The following is an 18,203-nucleotide window of genomic DNA, read 5'->3' on the forward strand; positions in this document are numbered from 1 at the left end:
AAGCAATGGATAAGGACAGCGAGACCGGAAGCGAGTCCCCGGCCTCCGACGACACGGCTCGCCGCACCGGCGCGGCAAAGGCCCGCAACGAGGTCCAGGGCGAAACCGGCTCAGTGGTGCAGGCGGGCGCCATCCACGGGGGTGTCCACTTTGCGGCCGCGTCGTCCGCCGGCGCGGCCGTACCCCGCCAGTTGCCGTTGGCGATTACGGGATTCGTGAACCGCAACGCCGAGATCAGCCGGCTCGACGCGTTGGCGCAGGGTTCCGCGGTCCACGAGACCCCTGACGACGCAACGGGGTCCGGTGGCGCCGTGGTGGTCTCCGTGATCGGCGGTTCCCCCGGGGTCGGCAAGACGGCGCTGGCCGTGCGTTGGGCGCACCGGGTCCGTGCGCGGTACCCGGACGGCGACCTGTACGTCAACATGCGCGGCCACGGCCCCGGCCCCCGCCTCGACGCATCGGCCGCCCTCGGTTCGCTCCTGCAGGCGCTCGACGTGCCGCCCGACCGAATACCGATCGACCTCGACAGCAGGGCGTCGCTCTACCGGACTCGGCTGGCCGGAAAACGCGTGCTCGTCCTCATCGACGATGCGGTGTCGCCCGACCAGGTCCGCCCGCTGCTGCCCGCCTCGCCCACGTGTCTGGTCCTCGTCACCAGCCGGAGCACACTGGCCGGCCTGGTGACCCGCGAGGGGGCGCGCCGGATGGATCTCGACACCCTGAGCACGGAGGATTCCCTCGCCCTGCTGCGGCGTCATGTGGATTCCTCCCGCATCGACTCCGAGCCTGAGGCCGCCCGCACCCTCGTCGCCCACTGCGCGCGGCTGCCGCTCGCTCTGCGCGTCCTGGCCGAACGGCTCCTGAGCGGGCCCGCCACCGCGCTGGACGACGTCGTCGCCGAGTTGGGCGCCGAGAACGAGCGGCTCGACGCCCTCGGTACCGCTGAGGATGAGCTGAGTGACGTCCGGGCGGTCTTCGCCACGTCCTATGCCGCGCTTTCACCTGGGTCGGCCCGGTTGTTCCGCTGCCTCGGTATCCATCCCGGGCCCGATTTTGCGGCCGCGGCGTGCGCTGCTGCGGCGGCTGCTTCGTTGCGGCGGGTGCGTCCGCTCATTGATGAGCTCACCCGGGCGAACCTGATGCAGCGCACCGGCCGCGACCGGTACCGGATGCACGACCTGCTGCGGGCCTATGCGGCTGAACGCTTCCACGCAGAGGAAGAGCCGGGGGAAGCGGACGAGGTCCTCGGCCGCACGGTCCGGTGGTACCTGCGCACCGCAACCAGCGCGGTATTGTCGCTTGCTCCCCGCTTCCGGCCCGCCGCGATTCCCGGCTACGAGCTTCCTGGGGACGGCTCGTCCGCGGAGCCCTTGGAGTTCGAGGATCTGGACGCCGCGCTCGGCTGGTTCGAGGGTGAACGCGCAAACCTCGTCCGCTCGGTACAGGCCGCCTACGACCGCGGGCTGCACGATCTCGCGTGGCGGGTGCCCGCCAACATCTCCGGCCTGTTCGAGTTGCACCGGCACTGGCACGAATGGTTGGAGATCCAACGGCTCGGCCTCGAATCGGCGCAGTTGGCCGGCCACCGCGAAGGGCAGGCGCGCAACCACCTCGCCCTTGCCACGGTCAACCGGTTGCTCGGCAATACCGGCACGGCTCTGGAGCACTACGCCGAGGCACGCGACACCGCCCGCGGCGAGGACGCCCGCATCCCGTGGATCGAGGGGTTCGCACTGCGCCAACTCGGTGCCCTCCGGTGGGAGCGCGACCGCGACAGCGAGGGGCTGGCGCTCATCGGCGAGGCCATCGACGTGTTCCGCGCAGCGGGCGACCGGCGGGGGGAAGGGATGGCGCTGCTCAGCCTCGCCGAGTACGAGCGGTCGATCGGCCGCACCGGCGCCGCCCTGGAGCACTGCCGCTCCGCGACCACACTTCTCGCCGGGACCGGCGAGCGCTGGAGCATCGCCTTCGCCCACCGTTCGCTTGCCGCGGCGCTGGCCTCCGCGGGCGAATACGCCGCGGCCGTCGACGAGTACGGGGAGGCGTTGCGGATCTTTCAGGCGTTGGAGGACCGCAGCAGCGAAGCGCTCGCCCTGACCGGCATGGGCGAGGCGCTGGCCGCCCGCGGCGAGACCGGCCGTGCGCGCCGTTGCCTGGGCGCGGCCCTGGACATCCTGCACGCGTTCGGCGACGATTGCGCCGCTGAAGTCGAGGCAGCCATCGCCCGCCTCGGCTGAGCGCGGAGACACCGGTGCACCCGCCATCTCGGGGGCGGGGACGGCGGGTGCTCGGGTGTTAAGGACGGGAAAGGCGTTAAAAAGGCCGGACCGGAACGCGCCGGTGTGCGGTGCGGATGTTGGCCGGGCGGCGGCCGACCGCTGCCTGCCGCTTACGCCGCTAGTCGCCCAGGTCCGGGCGGGCACCCGGTTGGTGGAGGGCTCGGGCGGCCAGGTTCTGGGCGCGGGCGAGAGAGTCCTTGGGGTGCTTGCCCGCCAGCCACAGCGGCAGGAACCCGGCGATGAACGCGTCGCCGGCGCCGATGGAGCCCGGGGCCGGCTCGACCGGCTCGGCCGGGAGGGTCACCAGGTCGTCGCGGGTCTTGGAAGCCCACAGCGCGCCCTCGTCGCCCAACTTGATGACCACGTTGGGGTACCAGGCGGTGAGGACCTTCGCGGCCGCCTCGGCCTCGTCGCGGCCGGTCAGCACGCGGGCCTGCTCGACGTTGGCGAACAGCAGCCGCGCGCCATTGGTCCAGTCGAGGAAGTTCTCGGCGCCCGCGCGCTCCAGCGGGGCGTGGGAGCCGCCGTCGACCGAGATCGACATGCCGGTTTCGCGGGCCATGCGCAGTGCCATGCGGGCGGCCCGGCGGGAGTCGGCGTTGATCAGCGTGAAACCGGACACGTGCAGGTGCCCGTCCGGGCCGAACACGTCGCGCGGCAGGTCTTCCGGCTGCAGGCGGGCGTTGGCGCCGGGGTCGCTGAGCATCGTGCGGTCGCCGCGGTGGGTGATCATCACCACGCAGGTTCCGGTGGCCCGCTCGGGGTCCATGACGAGCCGGGAGTCGATCCCGTAGCCCATCAGCTCCATCTCGCGGGTGCGCCCGGTGATGTCGGAGCCGCGCCGGCCCACGAAAATGGTCTCGGTGCCGTCCATGGCCAGCCACGCGGCGACGTTGGCGCCCGAACCGCCGCCGTACGTCAGCACGGAAGCGGGGGTATCGCTACCGCGCGCGAGTGGGTAGAACGCCTGTGCGACGCTGTCGGTCATGAGATCGCCGATCACGACCACTCGTGCCATCTTGCTGCCCACCACCTTGCGGTCCCGATTTGGGGGACTGTGCGCGATCATGCCCGAAGAGCCTGTGTGCTGACAGACGTTAACAGGTTAGAGGGAGACGTCGGGTAACGAAGTGGCAGAGCTACGTGATATCGGACCGACTGCCCGAAAGTCCTCTGCGTAGCAGCGGGGTGAGGTCTGCCACGCCCGCCGACGACTCGAATAGGCTCAAACCGTGCAGTCATACCCGAACCACTGGGAAGCCGACGTAGTCCTGACAGACGGCGGCACCGCGCACCTGCGTCCCATCACTCCCGAGGACGCCGGCCTGCTGCGCGAGTTCCACGACCGCCTGTCGCCGGAGACCGTCTACTACCGCTTCTTCGCTCCCTATCCCAAGCTCACCGACCGCGACGTGGAGCGCTTCACCAACGTCGACTACGAGAACCGCGTGGCGCTCATCGCCACCATCTCCGACGTCATGGTCGCCGTGGTGCGCTACGACAAAGTCGCCCCCGACGAGGCCGAGGTCGCCTTCGTCGTCGAGGACGCCCACCAGGGGCGCGGCCTGGCGTCGGTGCTGCTGGAGCACATCGCCGCCGCCGCCATGGAGCGGGGAGTGCGGCGCTTCGTCGCCGATGTGCTGCCGGAGAACCGGCGGATGTCCAACGTGTTCCGGGAGGCCGGCTACACCGCCCAGCAGTCCTACGACGAAGGTGTCATCCGCCTCACGCTGGACCTCGAACTCACCTACGACGCCCAAGAGGTCATGCGAGCCCGCGAGCAGCGCGCCGAGTCCCGCTCCATCGCCCGGCTGCTGTTCCCCGGTTCGGTCGCGGTCATCGGCGCCAGCCGCACCGCCCACACCATCGGCCAGTCGGCGCTGCGCAACCTGCTGGCGGGCGACTTCCAGGGGCCCGTCTACCCCGTGCACCCCACCGCCAAGGCGGTCGCGGGCGTGCGCGCCTACGCAAGTATCCTCGACGTGCCCGACCCGGTGGACCTCGCCGTGGTCGCCGTGCGCGCCGACATGGTCACCGGAGTCGTCGAGGAGTGCGCGCAGAAGGGCGTCCACGGCCTGGTGGTGGTCAGCTCCGGCTTCGGCGAGGCCGGGCCCGAGGGCCGCGCCCGCCAGGACGAGCTGGTGCTGACCGCGCGCGCCGCAGGCATGCGCGTCATCGGCCCCAACTGCCTGGGCGTCGCCAACACCGACCCCGCCGTGTCCCTCAACGCCACCCTGGCCCCCTACGCGCCGCCGCGCGGGCCCATCGGGTTCTTCTCCCAGTCCGGCGCGCTGGGCCGGGCCATCCTGCAGCGCGTCGCCGAACGCGGCATCGGGCTGTCGACGTTCGTCTCGGCCGGCAACCGCGCCGACGTCTCCGGCAACGACCTCGTGCAGTACTGGCAGGAGGACCCCGCCACCAAGGTCGTGCTGCAGTACCTGGAGTCGCTGGGCAACCCGCGCAAGTTCACCCGGCTGGCCCGCCGGCTCGCCAAACAGAAGCCCGTCGTGGCCGTGCGCAGCGGCGGCTCCTCCCAGGGCGTACCCAGCGGCCACGCCGCCGGCGCGCTGTCGCTGCCCGACTACGCGGTCACGTCGCTGTTCGAGCAGGCCGGCGTGGTGCGGGTCGACGACATCACCCAGATGTTCGATGCCGCCCAGCTGTTCGCCTACCAGCCGTTGCCATCGGGGCCGCGGGTGGGCATCGTCGGCAACTCCGACTCGCTCGGGCTGCTGGTCAAGGACGCCTGCGTGCGCCAGGGCCTCAAACCCCGCGAGCCGGTGGCCCTGGGCCCCAACGCCACCGCCGCCGACTTCGACGCCGCGCTGACCGCCATCCTCGCCGACGGCTCCGTCGACGCCGTGGTCGTGGTGTTCATCCCCGCGCTGACACCGATATCCGACGACGTGGCCGAGGTGATGCGCGACAAGGCCGCCGCCGCCGAGAAACCGATCGTCACCACCTACCTCGGCTACCAGGGGATGCCCGAAGAGCTGCGGCGGGTCGGCGACAACGGCGAGACCGCGGCCGGGTCCATCCCCTCCTATCCCGCTCCCGAGGACGCGGTGCGGGCGCTGGCACACGCCACCCGCTACGCGCTCTGGCGCGAGCGCGAGAGCGGCCGCCATCCCGAACTCGCCGACGTCGACGGCGCCCGGGCGCGCGCTGTCATCGACCGGTCGCTGGGCAAGGAGAACGGCGGCTCCGCCACGTCGCCGGACGAATCGGACGAAACTGTCTGGTTCACCAGCGAACCAGTGCAGAACGAGGAAACGGCCGCCGACCGCGAAACAGCCTATGAGCTGCTGTCCTGCTACGGGATCGACGCGGTGCCCTACCGGCCGGTGTCCACCGCCGAGCAGGCGGTCGCTGCGGCGGACGAACTCGGCTACCCGGTCGTGGTCAAGGCCAACGCCCCCGACCTGCGGCTGCGGGCAGGCGGCAGCGGCATCCGCGCCGACCTGCGCAACGCCAGCGACGTGCATGGCGCCTTCACCGCGTTGGACGACCGGCTGGGCCCCGATGCCATGCTGGTGGTGCAGACCATGGTCGTGCCCGGGGTGCCCACCGTCGTCCGGGCGGGCGAGAACCCGTCGTTCGGTTCGGTCGTCGGGTTCGGGCTGGCCGACGTCACCGCGGAACTGCTCGACGACCGGGCGTTCCGGCTCGCCCCGCTGACCGACACCGACGCCGCCGACCTGGTGCACGCGGTGCGCGCCGCACCGCTGCTGTTCGGCCTGCCCGCGGGCTCGACCAGCCTGGCCGAGCAGCCCAACGTCGAGGCCCTCCAAGAGACGCTGCTGCGGGTATCGCGCCTGGTCGACGCTTTTCCCGAGGTCGCCCACATCGAGATGGACCCGGTGATCGTCAACTCCGCCGGCGCCCACGTGCTGGGGGCGCGCGTGTGGCTGCGGGAGGCACCCGACCGGCGCATGGACGCCGGGCCCCGGCGGCTGCGCGGCGTGACGTTCTAGCGGGTTTTAGCCGGTGCCAGCCTGTTTCGCGGCGTTCTAGGCGGGCTCGGGCTGGGGCTCCGGATCGGGCGGCAGCGGGCCCGGCTCCGGGGCGGGCGGCTCCGGAGCGGGTTCGGGCGGCAGCGGCCCGGGATCGGGCAGCGGAGGGCCGCCCGGTTCCGGCGGTGCCGGTACTGGAGGCACGGTTGCATACATGACCCGTGGACTACCCGAAAACGCCCCGCATTCCACCTTCGGCGGTACCGTGATCGGCTGCCGCATCAGGGGATTGCGGGCCGCCGGATCGGCGTTGGCCACCGGGAAAACCGGGGCAACACCGGCCGGTCAGCCCGGATTTTGGCTGATTTATGCCGGTGCGTGGTGGTGCGCCGAGCGCGGCGGCGCCCGCACACAGGGGGCAGGGAGCAGGGACGGACCGCGGCGGCAGGTGCGATCTGTCGCGGAGAGAAGGCAGGATGGACCCATGAGGAAAACGCGAGCCGTGTCCACCGACTGGCGCTCGGAGATCGAGCGCAGCGGCTACTACCCGGCCCTGGTGATCGATGCCGTTGCCACGGGGCTCGGCGACGAAAAGGCCGAGGCCTTCGTCGTCCACCACGAGGCCACCTTCGACCCCGGCCTGGAGATGCGGCGGCACATCACCGTTCTGCTGCTAACCGCCACCCGGCTGCTGGTGTGCCACACCGACGAGCACCCGCCCGCCGAATCCGGCGGCCGCCCGCACGCATCCACGACCACCGACACCATGCGGTTGGACAACATCCAGTCGGTCGCGCTGACCCGCGTCGTCTCGGACCCCGCCAACTACGCCCCCGGAACCCTGCCCAGCGAGGCCGTGCTGAGCATCGGGCTGAGCGTGAGCCCCGGAGCCATCACCAACATCGACATCGAACCCGCCTCGTGCACCGACGAGTCCTGCGAGCTCGACCACGGCTACACCGGGGCCATCACGGCCGAGCCGCTGACGGTCCGGGTCAGCCAGACCGCCGACGGCGCCGACTCCGTGGCCAACCTGCTGCACTTTACCGAGGCCCTGAGCGAGGCCACCGGCGTGTGAGCGCCGCGGCGGCGTATCGGCGCGGGCGGCGCGGGCCGCGGCACCGGGTGCGGGTAAGCACGGGAAGGCGCGGGTAGGCGCGGGTAGGCGCGGGCACGCGGAAATCCGGGCCGGCGGGCCGCAACCGCCGGACGATGAGTGCCCGCATACCCACCGGGGAACGAACAACCGGGACACACCGAGAACCGGATCCCCGGTCCCGGATCCGGGAGAACACACCCACGGAAAGGGGCCGCCCGTGCCCGCCCACCCCGCCGACTTCGGCGCGCCCCGCTACGACGGCGCTTCGCTGGCCGCGCTGACCCCCTCGGTCCTTGCCTCCCTCGGCGTCGCAGGCGAACCCAACCAGATGGACCTGCCCCCGGTGCGCCGGGCGTGCGTGCTGCTCGTCGACGGCATGGGCTGGGAGCTGCTGCGCGGGCACCGCGAGCACGCGCCCTTCCTCGCCGGACTCCTCGACACCGGAGCCCCCATCACCGCCGGCTGCCCCACCACCACCGCCACCAGCATGGCCACGGTCGGCACCGGTCTGCCGCCCGGCCGGCACGGCCTCGTCGGCTACCAGGTCGCCATCCCCGGCACCCAGCGCGTACTGAACCAGCTCCGGTGGGGCGACCCCGACATCGTGCCGGAGGACTGGCAACCGCACACCACCGCCTACGAGCGCGCCGAACGCGCCGGCGTGCGCACCGCCTACATCGCCGCGGGCGCCTACCGCAGCAGCGGACTGAGCCGGGCCACCGCGCGCGGCAGCCGCTACACCCCCGCCGAGAACCCCACCGAACTCGCCGTGCGGACCGCCGAGGCCCTGTCCGGCGACGACCGGGTACTGGCGTTCGTCTACCACGCCGACCTCGACTCCTTCGGCCACGCCTGCGGCGTCGACTCCCCCTACTGGCGGCTGCACCTGGGCCACGTCGACCGCCTCGCCGAGCAGATCGCCAACTCGCTGCCGTCCGAAACCGCCCTCTACATCACAGCCGACCACGGCATGGTCGACACCACACCCGAATCCCGGATCGACATCGAGTCCCACCCGGCCTTCAACGCGGGCGTACGCCTGCGCGCGGGCGAGCCCCGCGCCCGCCACATCTACACCCGCGATGGCGCCGCAGCCGATGTCGCCGCCGCCTGGCGCGAACTGCTCGGCGAGCGCGCCCTGGTCCTCACCCGCGACGAGGCCCTGGCTCACGGCCTGTTCGGCGGGGCCGACGACGCCGTGCTGCCGCGCATCGGCGACATCATCGCCCTGGCACGCGGCACCGCGACCATGGTGGCGCCGGAGTCCGAACGCACCCTGAGCAGGCTGATCGGCCACCACGGATCCCTAACACCCGCCGAACTGCGCGTACCGCTGCTGCGGGTCACCACGACCGGGTAGGACGGGTGGATCGGCCGACCCTGGGTTAAGGTTGCCCGCATGGACATCGGCGATCCGGCTCCCGACTTCGAACTGTGCGACCAGGACGGTGTCCCGCGTACCCTCAGCGGGTTGCTGACTCAGGGCGGACCGGTGGTGCTGTTCTTCTACCCCGCCGCCATGACAGCGGGGTGCACGGCCGAAGGCTGCCACTTCCGCGACCTCGCCGCCGAGTTCGCCGAGCTGGGCGGCCAGCGTGTGGGCATCAGCGCCGACGGGGTCGACACCCAGCGCGCCTTCGCCGACAAGAACGGCTTCGACTACCCGCTGCTGTCCGACCCGGACGGCGCCGTGGCCCGCCGCTACGGCGTGCGCCGCGGCGGCGTGCTCGGGGCGCTATCGCCCACGCGCCGCACCACGTTCGTAATCGGTACCGAGCAGCGCATCCAACACAAGATCAGCAGCGAGCTGCGCATGGAGGCCCACGCCGACGGCGCCCTGCAGGCACTGCGCGAGCGGCGCGCCGGCGGCGAGCAGAGCGGTTGAACCGCCGCGAGCCGGTGCCGGCGCGGCTGAAGAGCCAGCAGATGAAGATCCAGCGGCTGAGTATCCAGCGCCTGAGTATCCAGCGGAAAGGGACTGCCCGGAACATGGCGGAGCGGAACGAGAGCCCGGCAGACGCCGGGTCGGCCGAGCCGGCCGGAGCAGCGCCGGCCGAAGCCGTTGGCGGTGCCCAAGGCAGCGCGGCAGCGGGCCGGGCAGGGGGCGAAAGCGCAGCGGGCCCGGCGGCGACAGGCCCGAGCGGCGGCTCGGCCGCGGATCCCGGCCAACCGCTGGTGCACCGCACCACCGAGCGGGGCATCGCGGTGCTCACCCTCGACTCGCCGGGCAACCGCAACGCCCTATCCGCCCGCCTGCGCGCCGACCTTGCCGCAGCACTGGCGGCGGCCATGGACGACGACACCGTGCGGGCGGTCCTGCTCACCGGCACCGGCCCCGCCTTCTGCGCCGGCGCCGACCTCAAAGAGGTCGCAGCCGAACGGGCCGGCCACCCGCCCGCGGCGCCGGCCCCCGGCATGGCCGAACTGTTCTCCGCGCTCATGGAGGCACCCAAGCCCGTGGTCGCCCGGCTCAACGGCCCGGCCCGGGCCGGCGGAATCGGGTTGGTCGCCGCCGCCGACATCGCGATCGCGCCCGCCGACGCCACCTTCGCCTTCAGCGAGGTCCGCATCGGCGTCGTGCCGGCGATCATTTCGGTGCCGGTGGCCGCTCGGATGCACGACCGGCAGCTCGCCCGCTACTTCCTGACCGGCGAGACCTTCGACGCCGCGGCGGCGGCTGCGGCGGGCCTGGTGACCTGCGCGGTCCCGCGCGAGGAACTCGGCCCGACAAGCAGCGCGGTACTGGAAGGCCTGCGCAGCGCGGCTCCCCGCGCGCTGAGCGCAACCAAGGACCTGCTCGCCCGCGCCGGGGCGGTGGCACCGGGCGAACGCGCGGCCGAGATCGCCCGGATGGCGGAGCTCTCCGCCGAATACTTCGCAGGTGAGGACGCGGCCGAAGGCCGTGCCGCGTTCCTCGAGAAGCGATCACCGAATTGGGTGTTGTAATGGACGACGTGACTTACTCAGGAGATACGCGGGTCGGCGGACCCGCCGACGTACGCGAGTTGCCCGAGCTCACCATCAGCAAGCTGGCTGTCGGGCCCATGGACAACAACGCCTACCTGCTCCGGTGCCGCCGCACCGGCGAGGCGGTCCTCATCGACGCCGCCGCCGAAGCCGACCGCATCCTGGAGCTCATCGGCGAAGACGGCCTCGGCCGCGCGATCACCACCCACCGCCATCCGGACCACTGGGGCGCACTGGCCGAGGTGGTGGGAACCACAGGCGCACGCACCGTCGCTCACCCCGAGGACGCCGACGAACTCCCGATCTCGGTGGACGAGCCAGTGGAGCACGGCTCCCGGATCCCCGTGGGGGAGACCGAGCTGCAGGTCATCCACTTGCGTGGGCACACCCCCGGTTCGATCGCCCTGCGCTACGACGAGCCCGGCGGCCGCACCCACCTGTTCACCGGAGACAGCCTCTTCCCGGGCGGAGTCGGCAAGACCCGCAGCCCCGAGGCGTTCCAGTCGCTGATCGCCGACGTCGAAGAACGCGTGTTCGGCGTCCTCGGCGACGAAACCTGGGTCTACCCGGGCCACGGCAAGGACACCACCCTCGGTGCCGAACGCCCGAGCCTGCCCGAGTGGCACGCCCGCGGCTGGTAGCGGCTGAGGGCGGGGTGGTCTGCGGCGGCCGGTGCGGACAGGCGTGCCCATCGGCGGTCGGCGGCTGCGGCCGGGCGGCCCGCCGCTTGGTGGCAGGCCGGCGGCATAGCCGGTCGCGGTCCCGCAGCCGCGGGCGGGCGGCAGCGGCGGCGGCCGGGGACAGCGGTCAGGGCAGCTCGGACTGCTCCTCCTCGCCCTCCTCCTCGTGGACGGCGCTCTCCTCGGCGCTGTAGGCCTGGCGGTCGGCACCGGGGTCGCGGGCGATCATGGTGCCTTCCTCGTCCCGCCGGATGCCTTCGTCGGTTTCGACGACGCGCACGCCGCCGGCCTCCTGCTCCGGGCCCGGCGGCGGGAACTCGTCGGCCGTGCGGGCGGTGCTGCCAAGGGCGCCGGGGAGGTCGGGTTCCTCGCGTGCGAGCGCCTGATCGAGAGGTTCGCCGGCCTCCTCGTACGGCTCACCGGCCTCCTTCTCCGTGCCGGTGCTGCCGAACTCGCCCATCGCGGTTGGTACCCGCCCCGGCAGCGCCTGGTCCTCGGTGCTGTCCTCCTGCGCGGGCAGCCCGGCTTCCTCCCAGTCGGCTGCGGTCTCGTTGACCGGGTCCTCCGGGTACTCGTTCTCCTCCGGATGGTTCTCGCTCATACCCGCCCCCTATCCCCGCGCCGCGCGGTCTAATCCCCCGTTGCGCAGCGGCGACGCCGTCCGCCGTTCGGGGTCGGGGATGAGGGGGCGGTGACCGGGGGCCAACGCACCTGCGGCCCGGTCAGAACGGGGAGGTCTGCTCGGGAAGCGGCCGCCGGGCGACGAAGCCGAGGTCGGTGCGGTGGTACCAGCCGAGTTCGGGTTCGCCTTCAAGCCAGCACAACCGCACCGACACCCCGTCGAGCAGGGCGGGGAAGTCGATGAGCAGCGGCGCCACCCCTTTGACCTCGATGCCGTTGTCGAAGAACCAGGACTGCAGCTCCGTCAGGTGCGCCTCGGCCGCCTTCAGCTCCGCGCGGCCACCCAGCGCGGAGTCGCCACCGCGCAGGTCGGCGGCGAGCTCGGCCAGGTCGGCGCGGACCGTGATCAGTTCGTGCGCCTTGCGGTGGACCTGCGGCATCAGGTCGCGGGCCTCGGCAAGAGTGAACAGGCGCGGCTCACTGGAGCCTTCGGTGAACGGATCGGAGGGAGGCTGCGCGGCGTGGTCGTCCATACCTGCACGCTAGACCATGCCGCGCCCGCGCCCGGACCCAAGCGCGACGCCGGCCGCCGGTGGTCGGTGGGAGGCGAGCGGGGCCCGGGATCCGGGGCGGCGTTTTGTAGTGCGGCCCGCCTCATCCGGCGCCGTAGCAGACAAAGCCCGCATCGGCGAGGTGGTCGGCCACAGCGCGCGCGGGCCCGGTCCCGGCGCGCAACGCCGCGTGGAAGGACAGCATGGCGGGCGTGATGCCGTGGTCGCTGACCGGCAGCACCCCGGCGACCACCGCCCTGCCGCCCATCGCGAGCAGGGACGCCGGCATGCCCAGCGGGGCGCCTGCGGACGCTGGAGCCGAACAGCCCACCCAGCACGACGACAGGATGGTGACATCGGGCGCACGGGTGAGGCGTTCCAGGTCGTAGGCGAACAGCGGTCCGTCGGCCACCAGTACGCCCGAGAGCATGGGAGTCTGCGGACACGCCGACCCGTGGCCGGCCAGGTGCGCGATGTCAGCCGCCTCCAGCCCGCGCAGCACCTCCTGCACCCGAGCCGACGGCCCGTGCAGCAGCGCCGCGTGCCGATGCACCGCAGCCAGCGCACGCACCTCGGCCGCCGCGCCGGCGGGCTCATCGCCCGCGGCCAGCAGCACCCGCGGGCGGGCAGAGCCCGCCGCGCAGGCCGCAGCCCGGCCGCCGCGGAAAGCGGCCAGCCAGGCCCGGCCGGACGGTGCGACGCTGACCTCGCGCCCCCGCAAGCTCGGTAGCAGTCCCCAAGGCAGCGCGTGGGTCGGGGGAGACGGCACGATCACGACCGGGCGGTGGCTGCCGAGCACGTCGGCCAGGGGAGCGATCAGCAGGCGCTCGACGAGGTCGGCGGCAGCGGCGATCGCGCCCCGCCGGTCGCAGGCCCGGTCCCGGCTGCGGTCTCGCGGATCGGTGAGGATTCCCGCGCGGGCGGCGTAGGCGAGTTTGGCCACTGCGTCCTGCGTGGCGGTGGCGGACGGCAGCCGGTGCAGCAGCGCGCGGCCGTCGGCCACGGTGATCGCGGCGTCCACACCCTGCAGCCGCACAAAACGGACGAATACCCGGTCGGTGAGATGCTCGGCGAGCGCGGCGCCGAACGGGTGCTCCGGGGCGCCGGCGGCATCTTCGTTCGTCATGCAGTCCGCGTGCCATTGGGCGGCGCTCAGCCGGTCGGCCATTCCGGACAGCTCCCGCTGGGCGGACGGGTCGCCGCCGCGGGCGCGGACGTGCACCTCGCGGCACCGGTCGAGCAGACCCAGCCATGCGCCGTTGCGGCATGGCCCGGGTGCGGTGGCCGGGGCGGTGGCGAACTCGACCCAGTCCAGTGCGGTGGCCGCGTCGCCTTCGCTCAGCGCGATCCGCGCTCCTGCCGCGGCGACCTCGCGCGGATGCGCGCGGGCGTTGGCGAGCAGCTCCTGATGGCGGGCGGGACGGCTGCGAACGGGATGGCCGAGCAGCCGCCTGCGCGCTTTGCGGTGGTTCCGCCCGGTGAGGGGCCCGGTGAGGGCGTACAGAGCCGCGGTCGCGGGGGCGGCGGGCAGCGCCGCCGAAAGCGGCCCCAGCGGTGCGCTGTGCATGCAGTGAGCCAGCGCCGTTGTTGTGGCGGAGGCGACGGGGGAAGAAGCGGCGGCGCTGAGCTGCGCGGTACACGCGGGTGGGAGCGGGGGAGGTGTCGGGACCGGGTCCGGCGTCGGTGTCGGTGTGGGCACGGGCGCTGGGCCCCGGGGCCGGTGCGGGGACGGAGGAGGAGCCGGATGCTGCGGTGAACCGCCGTACACATTGGCGCGGTCCGGCCGCTGACCGGGCACGCTGCCGCCGTTTCGCGGACCGTTCGGCCCCTCCGCATCGGCCGGTACACCGGGCTGCGGCGGCGCCAAGGCGGCGCCGCGTTCGGCCTTTCGGCGTCCGCGCACACCGTTGGTCCGGGCGAACCGCCGCGCCGCGGGCCGGTACGCGGGTTCCGCGCTGTGGTGCGCGGACCACTCGACAAGGCGGGCAAGCTCGGCCCACAGCGAGCCGGCGGCGAAGCAGCGCTGCAGCCGACGGGCCAGGCCGCGTGCCCCGTCTGCGTCACCGCCGACAAGCAGTACCTTCGCCCTCAGCAGCGCTGCAGTGGCGGCGTCCGCATCGGCGGCGCCGCGGGTCCCACCGTGCGGTGCGTCCGGTCGGACCGGGCCGCGCGGTCCGCGGGGTCCGCCCGACCCGCCCAGCGCCGCCGGACCCGCCGACCCGCTCCGGCCGGCCGACCCGGGCGGTCCGACCAGGCCGCTCAGTAGCCGTGCGGCTTCGCGGTGCATGCCCGCTGTCAGCAGCGCGTCGACGTGGTCCATCCGCAGTCCGGGGCGGCGCCCGCGCGGCACCAGGCGCTCGGCCGCGCCGAAGCACGACACGGCGTCGGCGAGGTCACCGCGGCGCACTGCCAGGCAACCGAGGTTCTGCAGCGTGACGCCGCGCAGGCACGCCACCCCCTGGCCGTTGGCGTAGTGCAGCGCGCCCCGCAGATCCGCGGCGGATTCGTCCAGCCGGCCTTCGTACATCAGGGCCAGACCGCGGTTGCTCAGCAACCCCGGCAGCAGGTGGCGGTCGGTCTCGCCGTCCATGGCGGCCAATGCGGCGTCGAACCCGGAGACCGCGGCACCGAATCTGCCCTGCTGCGCGGCCGCCACTCCCTGGTGGGTCAGCAGCAAGGCACGCGCCGAGGCCGTCTGCGCGCTGAGCCGGGCGAGAGTGCCGCCCGCCACTCCGCCGCTGCCGCGCAGCGCGTGCAGACCCAGCCGGGAGGCGCGGGCGTGGGCCGCATACTCGGTGCCGCCCACCCGCGCGGCAATCGCCGCCGACTGCCTCAACAGCCGTTCGGCCGCCTGCGGTTCGCCCAGTTCGCGGCGGGCCGTTCCGAGCATCCGCAGGGCGACCGACCTGGTGAGCGGGTCGCAACCGGTTGAGAGCACCTCATCGGCGCGCAACCGCGCCAGATCGGGGTCCCGGGCGACCAGTGCCACCGGATGACAGATGCCGTCGAGCCGCCCGGAGGCAGAGGCCATGGGGGAGTGCCTTTCGCTGTGGGGTCGGGACGCTGCGTCACAAAACGCGGGAGGAACCGGGGGAGGACCGCCGATCCGGTGCACATCGCTACTGAAGGTACTTATGCGGTTACCCGATTGGGGAGAGTTGAGAGCCGATCCACCGCACATCCGCCGAAGCGGGGGCATCGTTCCATCACCAAGCGGTAGATACCGCCCCACCGGCACCCAGCCCTGAACCCCATTCAACGCCTCACCGTAATTCACCCCGCCTGCGAGAGGTGCGCTTGCTTATGTCGGTGCCGGCCGTAGGTGGTGGCGGTTGCGACGGGGCACCGAGGGCGGTGGGTGGTGGGGGGTGCTTGTGCTGGTGGCGGGGCACCGATGGCGGCGGGTGGTGACGGGCGGCTTGTCCCGGTGCTGGTCGTAGGTGGTGGCGGTTGCGACGGGGCACCGAGGGCGGTGGGTGGTGCGGGCGGCTTGCATCGGTACGGGCCGCGGGTGGTGGCGGATTGTTCCGTGCCGGGCGCGGCGGTGGCCGACATTTCGGGCATAGCGTCGCCTGGTCAGGCGTGTGACGTTCAGAGGGGGAACGCGCCGCACCTCGTGTCGGGGTGGGTGCCGCTGCATGCGGGTTCTTTCGCGATGCGAGATGATTGGGGAGCTTTGTCCGTATTGGCCGAGGGTCGGCGTGGGTGCGGTGCGACGAGGCTGAGCTGTGTTCATCCTGCGGCGCCTCAGTGGCTTCTTTGGCCGGGTCGGTGCCGTCGTGGCTCGGCGGGAGCGGCTCGCTGGCTCAAGAAATCACGGCAAAAGCGGGCATATTGTCTTGCCGGAGAGTGCGTGAGGGCTGGATCGCCGTGGAGTTGGTGTTTTATCGCGTCGGATCGACCACCAGGCTCGGCCTCGTCGCCGCCTGCGCCGCCAGAACCGGACATAAGGGGCGCCCCGTCGCCGCCCTGTTCAGCTCGCTGGGCGAGCCGTCACCGACGGGTGGTTCCGGTGGTCGCCGGCCCGGGCCATCCGTGGTCGTCGTTGCCTCGTTGGGGCGGTGACCGTGTGTGGCGGGTTGCGGTTCTGCTGGCCAGTGCCCGCGCTGTCCTCGGTGCGCCGTCGGTCACCGGGCCATCGGGCCGTGGGACCGGTGGTCGCCCACCCGACCCACCCGACCCACCCGACCCGCCCGCGTTCCTTGTCCGTCGTCGCCACCCGCTCGCTTCAGAGCGCGAGCCAAGGGGTGGCCACCGGGCGGTCTGCGGGGTGGTGGAGGACGAGGCTGACCGGGCCGCCGGGGACTCCGGAAATGACGAAGGCGCCGTTGTCGTCGATCGGGGCGGAGGCGGTGCCCTGCGGTGTTCGGATTTCGGCTGTTGTTGGGCCGGGTGGGTCGATGCTGCCCACGAGGGTGCGGTGGTTGTCGTCGACGACGGTGACTTCCAGGCCGATCGCGGTGCCGGGGGCGTCGAATCGGAGATAGCGCGGTGTGTCGGCGAAGGCGGCCGGGCTGCGGACACCGGGCGGCGGGCCGGTCAGGGAGTCGGCACCGATATCGGTCATGACGGCATCGTCGCAGCGCATCGCGAAGGCCGCTCTGGCGGCTGCGCGCACCGCACCGGAGGCCGGGCCGGGCGGTCCGTGGTCGGCCGCCAGGGCCGAGATGAGGTGGTCGAGTTCGGGTGCGTCTTCGCTGTGGCTGCTCATACCGGCCTTCCTCATTGCCTGCCGCCACTGCCGCTGCCGCCATAACCCTCGTCGATGAGGATGCGCTGCAGGCGGCGGCGGACGCGGCGCCGGACGGATGGGACCTCGCCGAGCGGCATCCCCGCGAACTCGGCGATGTCGGCTGCGGGCGAGCGGGGGGTGTGCAGCTCCAGCATTGCCACGGTCCGGTCGGGTTCGCGCAGGGCGGCGATGGCGCGGCGGACGAGGCGGTCGCGTTCGGCCGCCATGGTGAGCGCTTCCGGGCTGCGGTGGTCGACCGGGCTGAGCTGGTCGGGGTCGACGGGAGGGGCGCGCCGGGCCAGATTCCGGAGTTTGCCGCACTCGCGTTGGGTAGCGGTGGCGAGCCAGGAACCGACGCTTTCGGGGGTGTGGATGCGCGACAGGTGTTCGGCCAGGTTGCACCAGACGGTCTGTTCGGCGTCCTGGGCGTCGTGGGACGAGAGGCCCTGGCTGCGCACGACTGCGTGGACCCGCCCCGCGAAGCGGTCCACCAGCGCCTCCCACGCAGCGTCGTCATGACTCTGAGCGCGCTTCACCAGCTCACCCGTCGAGACCTCCTCGTAGGACTGGTCAGGCAACCGGACCCCCAGTAGACTCGCAGCTCCCGCCTCGCGCGCACGGCTACAGTAGCCGCTCGTCTGAGGGGAAGCGGGGGAAACGCCGGATCCGGCCGTGGTGGACCTGGTGCCGATGGTGCCGATGGGGCACAATGGTTCCAGGAAAATCCAGGACGGACAGCTCCTCTTCGGGTACGAGGGCGTCGGGGAAGCGCACTCGTTCGTATCAGGAGGTTCGGTGTCCGCACGTGGCGTCTTGTACGTCCACTCCGCGCCTGCGGCGCTGTGCCCACACGTCGAGTGGGCGGTCGCGGGTGTGGTTGGCGTACCCGTAAAACTCGACTGGGGTGCCCAGCCGGCTGCTCCTGGCGCTCATCGCGCCGAGCTGAACTGGCAGGGCGCTCCGGGTACTTCTGGTGCCATTGCATCGGCACTCAACGGCTGGCAGAAGTTGCGCTACGAGGTCACCGAAGAAGCCACCCCCGGTTGCGACGGCGTGCGTTACAGCTACACGCCCACCCTCGGTATCTTCACGGCCGTCACCAGCGCCGCGGGCGAGGTCATGATCTCCGAGTCACGGCTGCGCAACGCCATGGAGCGCTCTGCGGCCCAAGAGGGCGTCGAACTTATGAATGAGCTGGACCGGCTCACCGGCCGGGTCTGGGACGACGAGCTCGAACCTTTCCGCTACGCAGGCGACGGCGCCCCGGTGCGCTGGCTGCACGCGGCGGGCTGAGCGCGGCGCCCGGTGCCGCCGGCCGCCG

The 18,203-nt window shown here is 72.5% G+C and carries 14 protein-coding genes; 8 read left to right on the plus strand and 6 right to left on the minus strand.

Going from position 1 to position 18,203, the window contains the following annotated elements; genetic code table 11:
- The first annotated feature begins 5 nt into the window (after window positions 1–5).
- Window positions 6–2,237, plus strand: coding sequence for an NB-ARC domain-containing protein (locus tag ACYVD5_RS10355; protein ID WP_461000745.1), 2,232 nt, complete (start codon window positions 6–8; stop codon window positions 2,235–2,237).
- 160 nt (window positions 2,238–2,397) lie between these two features.
- On the opposite strand, the gene ACYVD5_RS10360 is transcribed toward ACYVD5_RS10355, so the two are convergent.
- The gene (locus ACYVD5_RS10360) at window positions 2,398–3,288 is read right to left on the minus strand and encodes a carbohydrate kinase family protein (protein ID WP_461000763.1); all 891 of its coding nucleotides are present in this window, start codon (window positions 3,286–3,288) and stop codon (window positions 2,398–2,400) included.
- A gap of 223 nt (window positions 3,289–3,511) precedes the next feature.
- On the opposite strand from ACYVD5_RS10360, the gene ACYVD5_RS10365 reads away from it, so the two are divergent.
- From ACYVD5_RS10365 to ACYVD5_RS10390, 6 genes are all read left to right on the plus strand, one after another.
- Window positions 3,512–6,253, plus strand: coding sequence for a bifunctional acetate--CoA ligase family protein/GNAT family N-acetyltransferase (locus tag ACYVD5_RS10365; RefSeq protein ID WP_461000746.1), 2,742 nt, complete (start codon window positions 3,512–3,514; stop codon window positions 6,251–6,253).
- 463 nt (window positions 6,254–6,716) lie between these two features.
- Window positions 6,717–7,310: a DUF5998 family protein gene (locus ACYVD5_RS10370; protein ID WP_461000747.1), complete on the plus strand. Its 594-nt coding sequence runs from the start codon at window positions 6,717–6,719 to the stop codon at window positions 7,308–7,310.
- Window positions 7,311–7,548: 238 nt separating this feature from the next.
- Window positions 7,549–8,691 carry an alkaline phosphatase family protein gene (locus ACYVD5_RS10375; protein ID WP_461000748.1) on the plus strand — a complete coding sequence of 381 codons (1,143 nt, stop codon included), beginning with the start codon at window positions 7,549–7,551 and terminating at the stop codon, window positions 8,689–8,691.
- A gap of 39 nt (window positions 8,692–8,730) precedes the next feature.
- Window positions 8,731–9,216: a peroxiredoxin gene (locus tag ACYVD5_RS10380; RefSeq protein WP_461000749.1), complete on the plus strand. Its 486-nt coding sequence runs from the start codon at window positions 8,731–8,733 to the stop codon at window positions 9,214–9,216.
- A gap of 104 nt (window positions 9,217–9,320) precedes the next feature.
- The gene (locus ACYVD5_RS10385) at window positions 9,321–10,277 is read left to right on the plus strand and encodes an enoyl-CoA hydratase-related protein (RefSeq protein ID WP_461000750.1); all 957 of its coding nucleotides are present in this window, start codon (window positions 9,321–9,323) and stop codon (window positions 10,275–10,277) included.
- 8 nt (window positions 10,278–10,285) lie between these two features.
- Window positions 10,286–10,939, plus strand: coding sequence for an MBL fold metallo-hydrolase (locus tag ACYVD5_RS10390; protein WP_461000751.1), 654 nt, complete (start codon window positions 10,286–10,288; stop codon window positions 10,937–10,939).
- 166 nt (window positions 10,940–11,105) lie between these two features.
- Here the strand turns inward: ACYVD5_RS10390 and ACYVD5_RS10395 are convergent, their stop codons facing one another.
- The 5 genes from ACYVD5_RS10395 to ACYVD5_RS10415 all read right to left on the minus strand — a co-directional run bounded on the left by ACYVD5_RS10395 (window position 11,106) and on the right by ACYVD5_RS10415 (window position 17,460).
- Complete coding sequence (locus ACYVD5_RS10395) at window positions 11,106–11,579, minus strand: DUF5709 domain-containing protein (protein ID WP_461000752.1); 474 nt, start codon at window positions 11,577–11,579, stop codon at window positions 11,106–11,108.
- Between the two features lie 121 nt (window positions 11,580–11,700).
- A complete protein-coding gene (locus tag ACYVD5_RS10400; protein ID WP_461000753.1) occupies window positions 11,701–12,132 on the minus strand; it encodes a DUF2203 domain-containing protein in 432 nt (143 codons plus the stop codon).
- Between the two features lie 121 nt (window positions 12,133–12,253).
- Entirely contained in the window at window positions 12,254–15,181 is a 2,928-nt protein-coding gene (locus tag ACYVD5_RS10405; RefSeq protein ID WP_461000754.1) for a CHAT domain-containing protein, read from the minus strand.
- 1,197 nt (window positions 15,182–16,378) lie between these two features.
- Window positions 16,379–16,861, minus strand: a complete 483-nt coding sequence (locus tag ACYVD5_RS10410) for a hypothetical protein (RefSeq protein ID WP_461000755.1) — start codon at window positions 16,859–16,861, stop codon at window positions 16,379–16,381.
- Between the two features lie 11 nt (window positions 16,862–16,872).
- Window positions 16,873–17,460, minus strand: a complete 588-nt coding sequence (locus tag ACYVD5_RS10415; RefSeq protein WP_461000756.1) for an RNA polymerase sigma factor — start codon at window positions 17,458–17,460, stop codon at window positions 16,873–16,875.
- Window positions 17,461–17,677: 217 nt separating this feature from the next.
- Between ACYVD5_RS10415 and ACYVD5_RS10420 the strand changes: the two genes are divergently transcribed.
- Window positions 17,678–18,175: a DUF3145 domain-containing protein gene (locus ACYVD5_RS10420; protein ID WP_461000757.1), complete on the plus strand. Its 498-nt coding sequence runs from the start codon at window positions 17,678–17,680 to the stop codon at window positions 18,173–18,175.
- Window positions 18,176–18,203 lie beyond the last annotated feature (28 nt).

This window comes from Streptomonospora sediminis (genome assembly GCF_054778995.1).

Coding starts and splice junctions, on each gene's coding strand:
- ACYVD5_RS10355 (WP_461000745.1), top strand. CDS start 6: ATGGATAAGGACAGCGAGACCGGAAGCGAGTCCCCGGCCTCCGACGAC.
- ACYVD5_RS10370 (WP_461000747.1), top strand. CDS start 6,717: ATGAGGAAAACGCGAGCCGTGTCCACCGACTGGCGCTCGGAGATCGAG.
- ACYVD5_RS10380 (WP_461000749.1), top strand. CDS start 8,731: ATGGACATCGGCGATCCGGCTCCCGACTTCGAACTGTGCGACCAGGAC.
- ACYVD5_RS10385 (WP_461000750.1), top strand. CDS start 9,321: ATGGCGGAGCGGAACGAGAGCCCGGCAGACGCCGGGTCGGCCGAGCCG.
- ACYVD5_RS10395 (WP_461000752.1), bottom strand. CDS start 11,579: ATGAGCGAGAACCATCCGGAGGAGAACGAGTACCCGGAGGACCCGGTC.
- ACYVD5_RS10400 (WP_461000753.1), bottom strand. CDS start 12,132: ATGGACGACCACGCCGCGCAGCCTCCCTCCGATCCGTTCACCGAAGGC.
- ACYVD5_RS10405 (WP_461000754.1), bottom strand. CDS start 15,181: ATGGCCTCTGCCTCCGGGCGGCTCGACGGCATCTGTCATCCGGTGGCA.
- ACYVD5_RS10410 (WP_461000755.1), bottom strand. CDS start 16,861: ATGAGCAGCCACAGCGAAGACGCACCCGAACTCGACCACCTCATCTCG.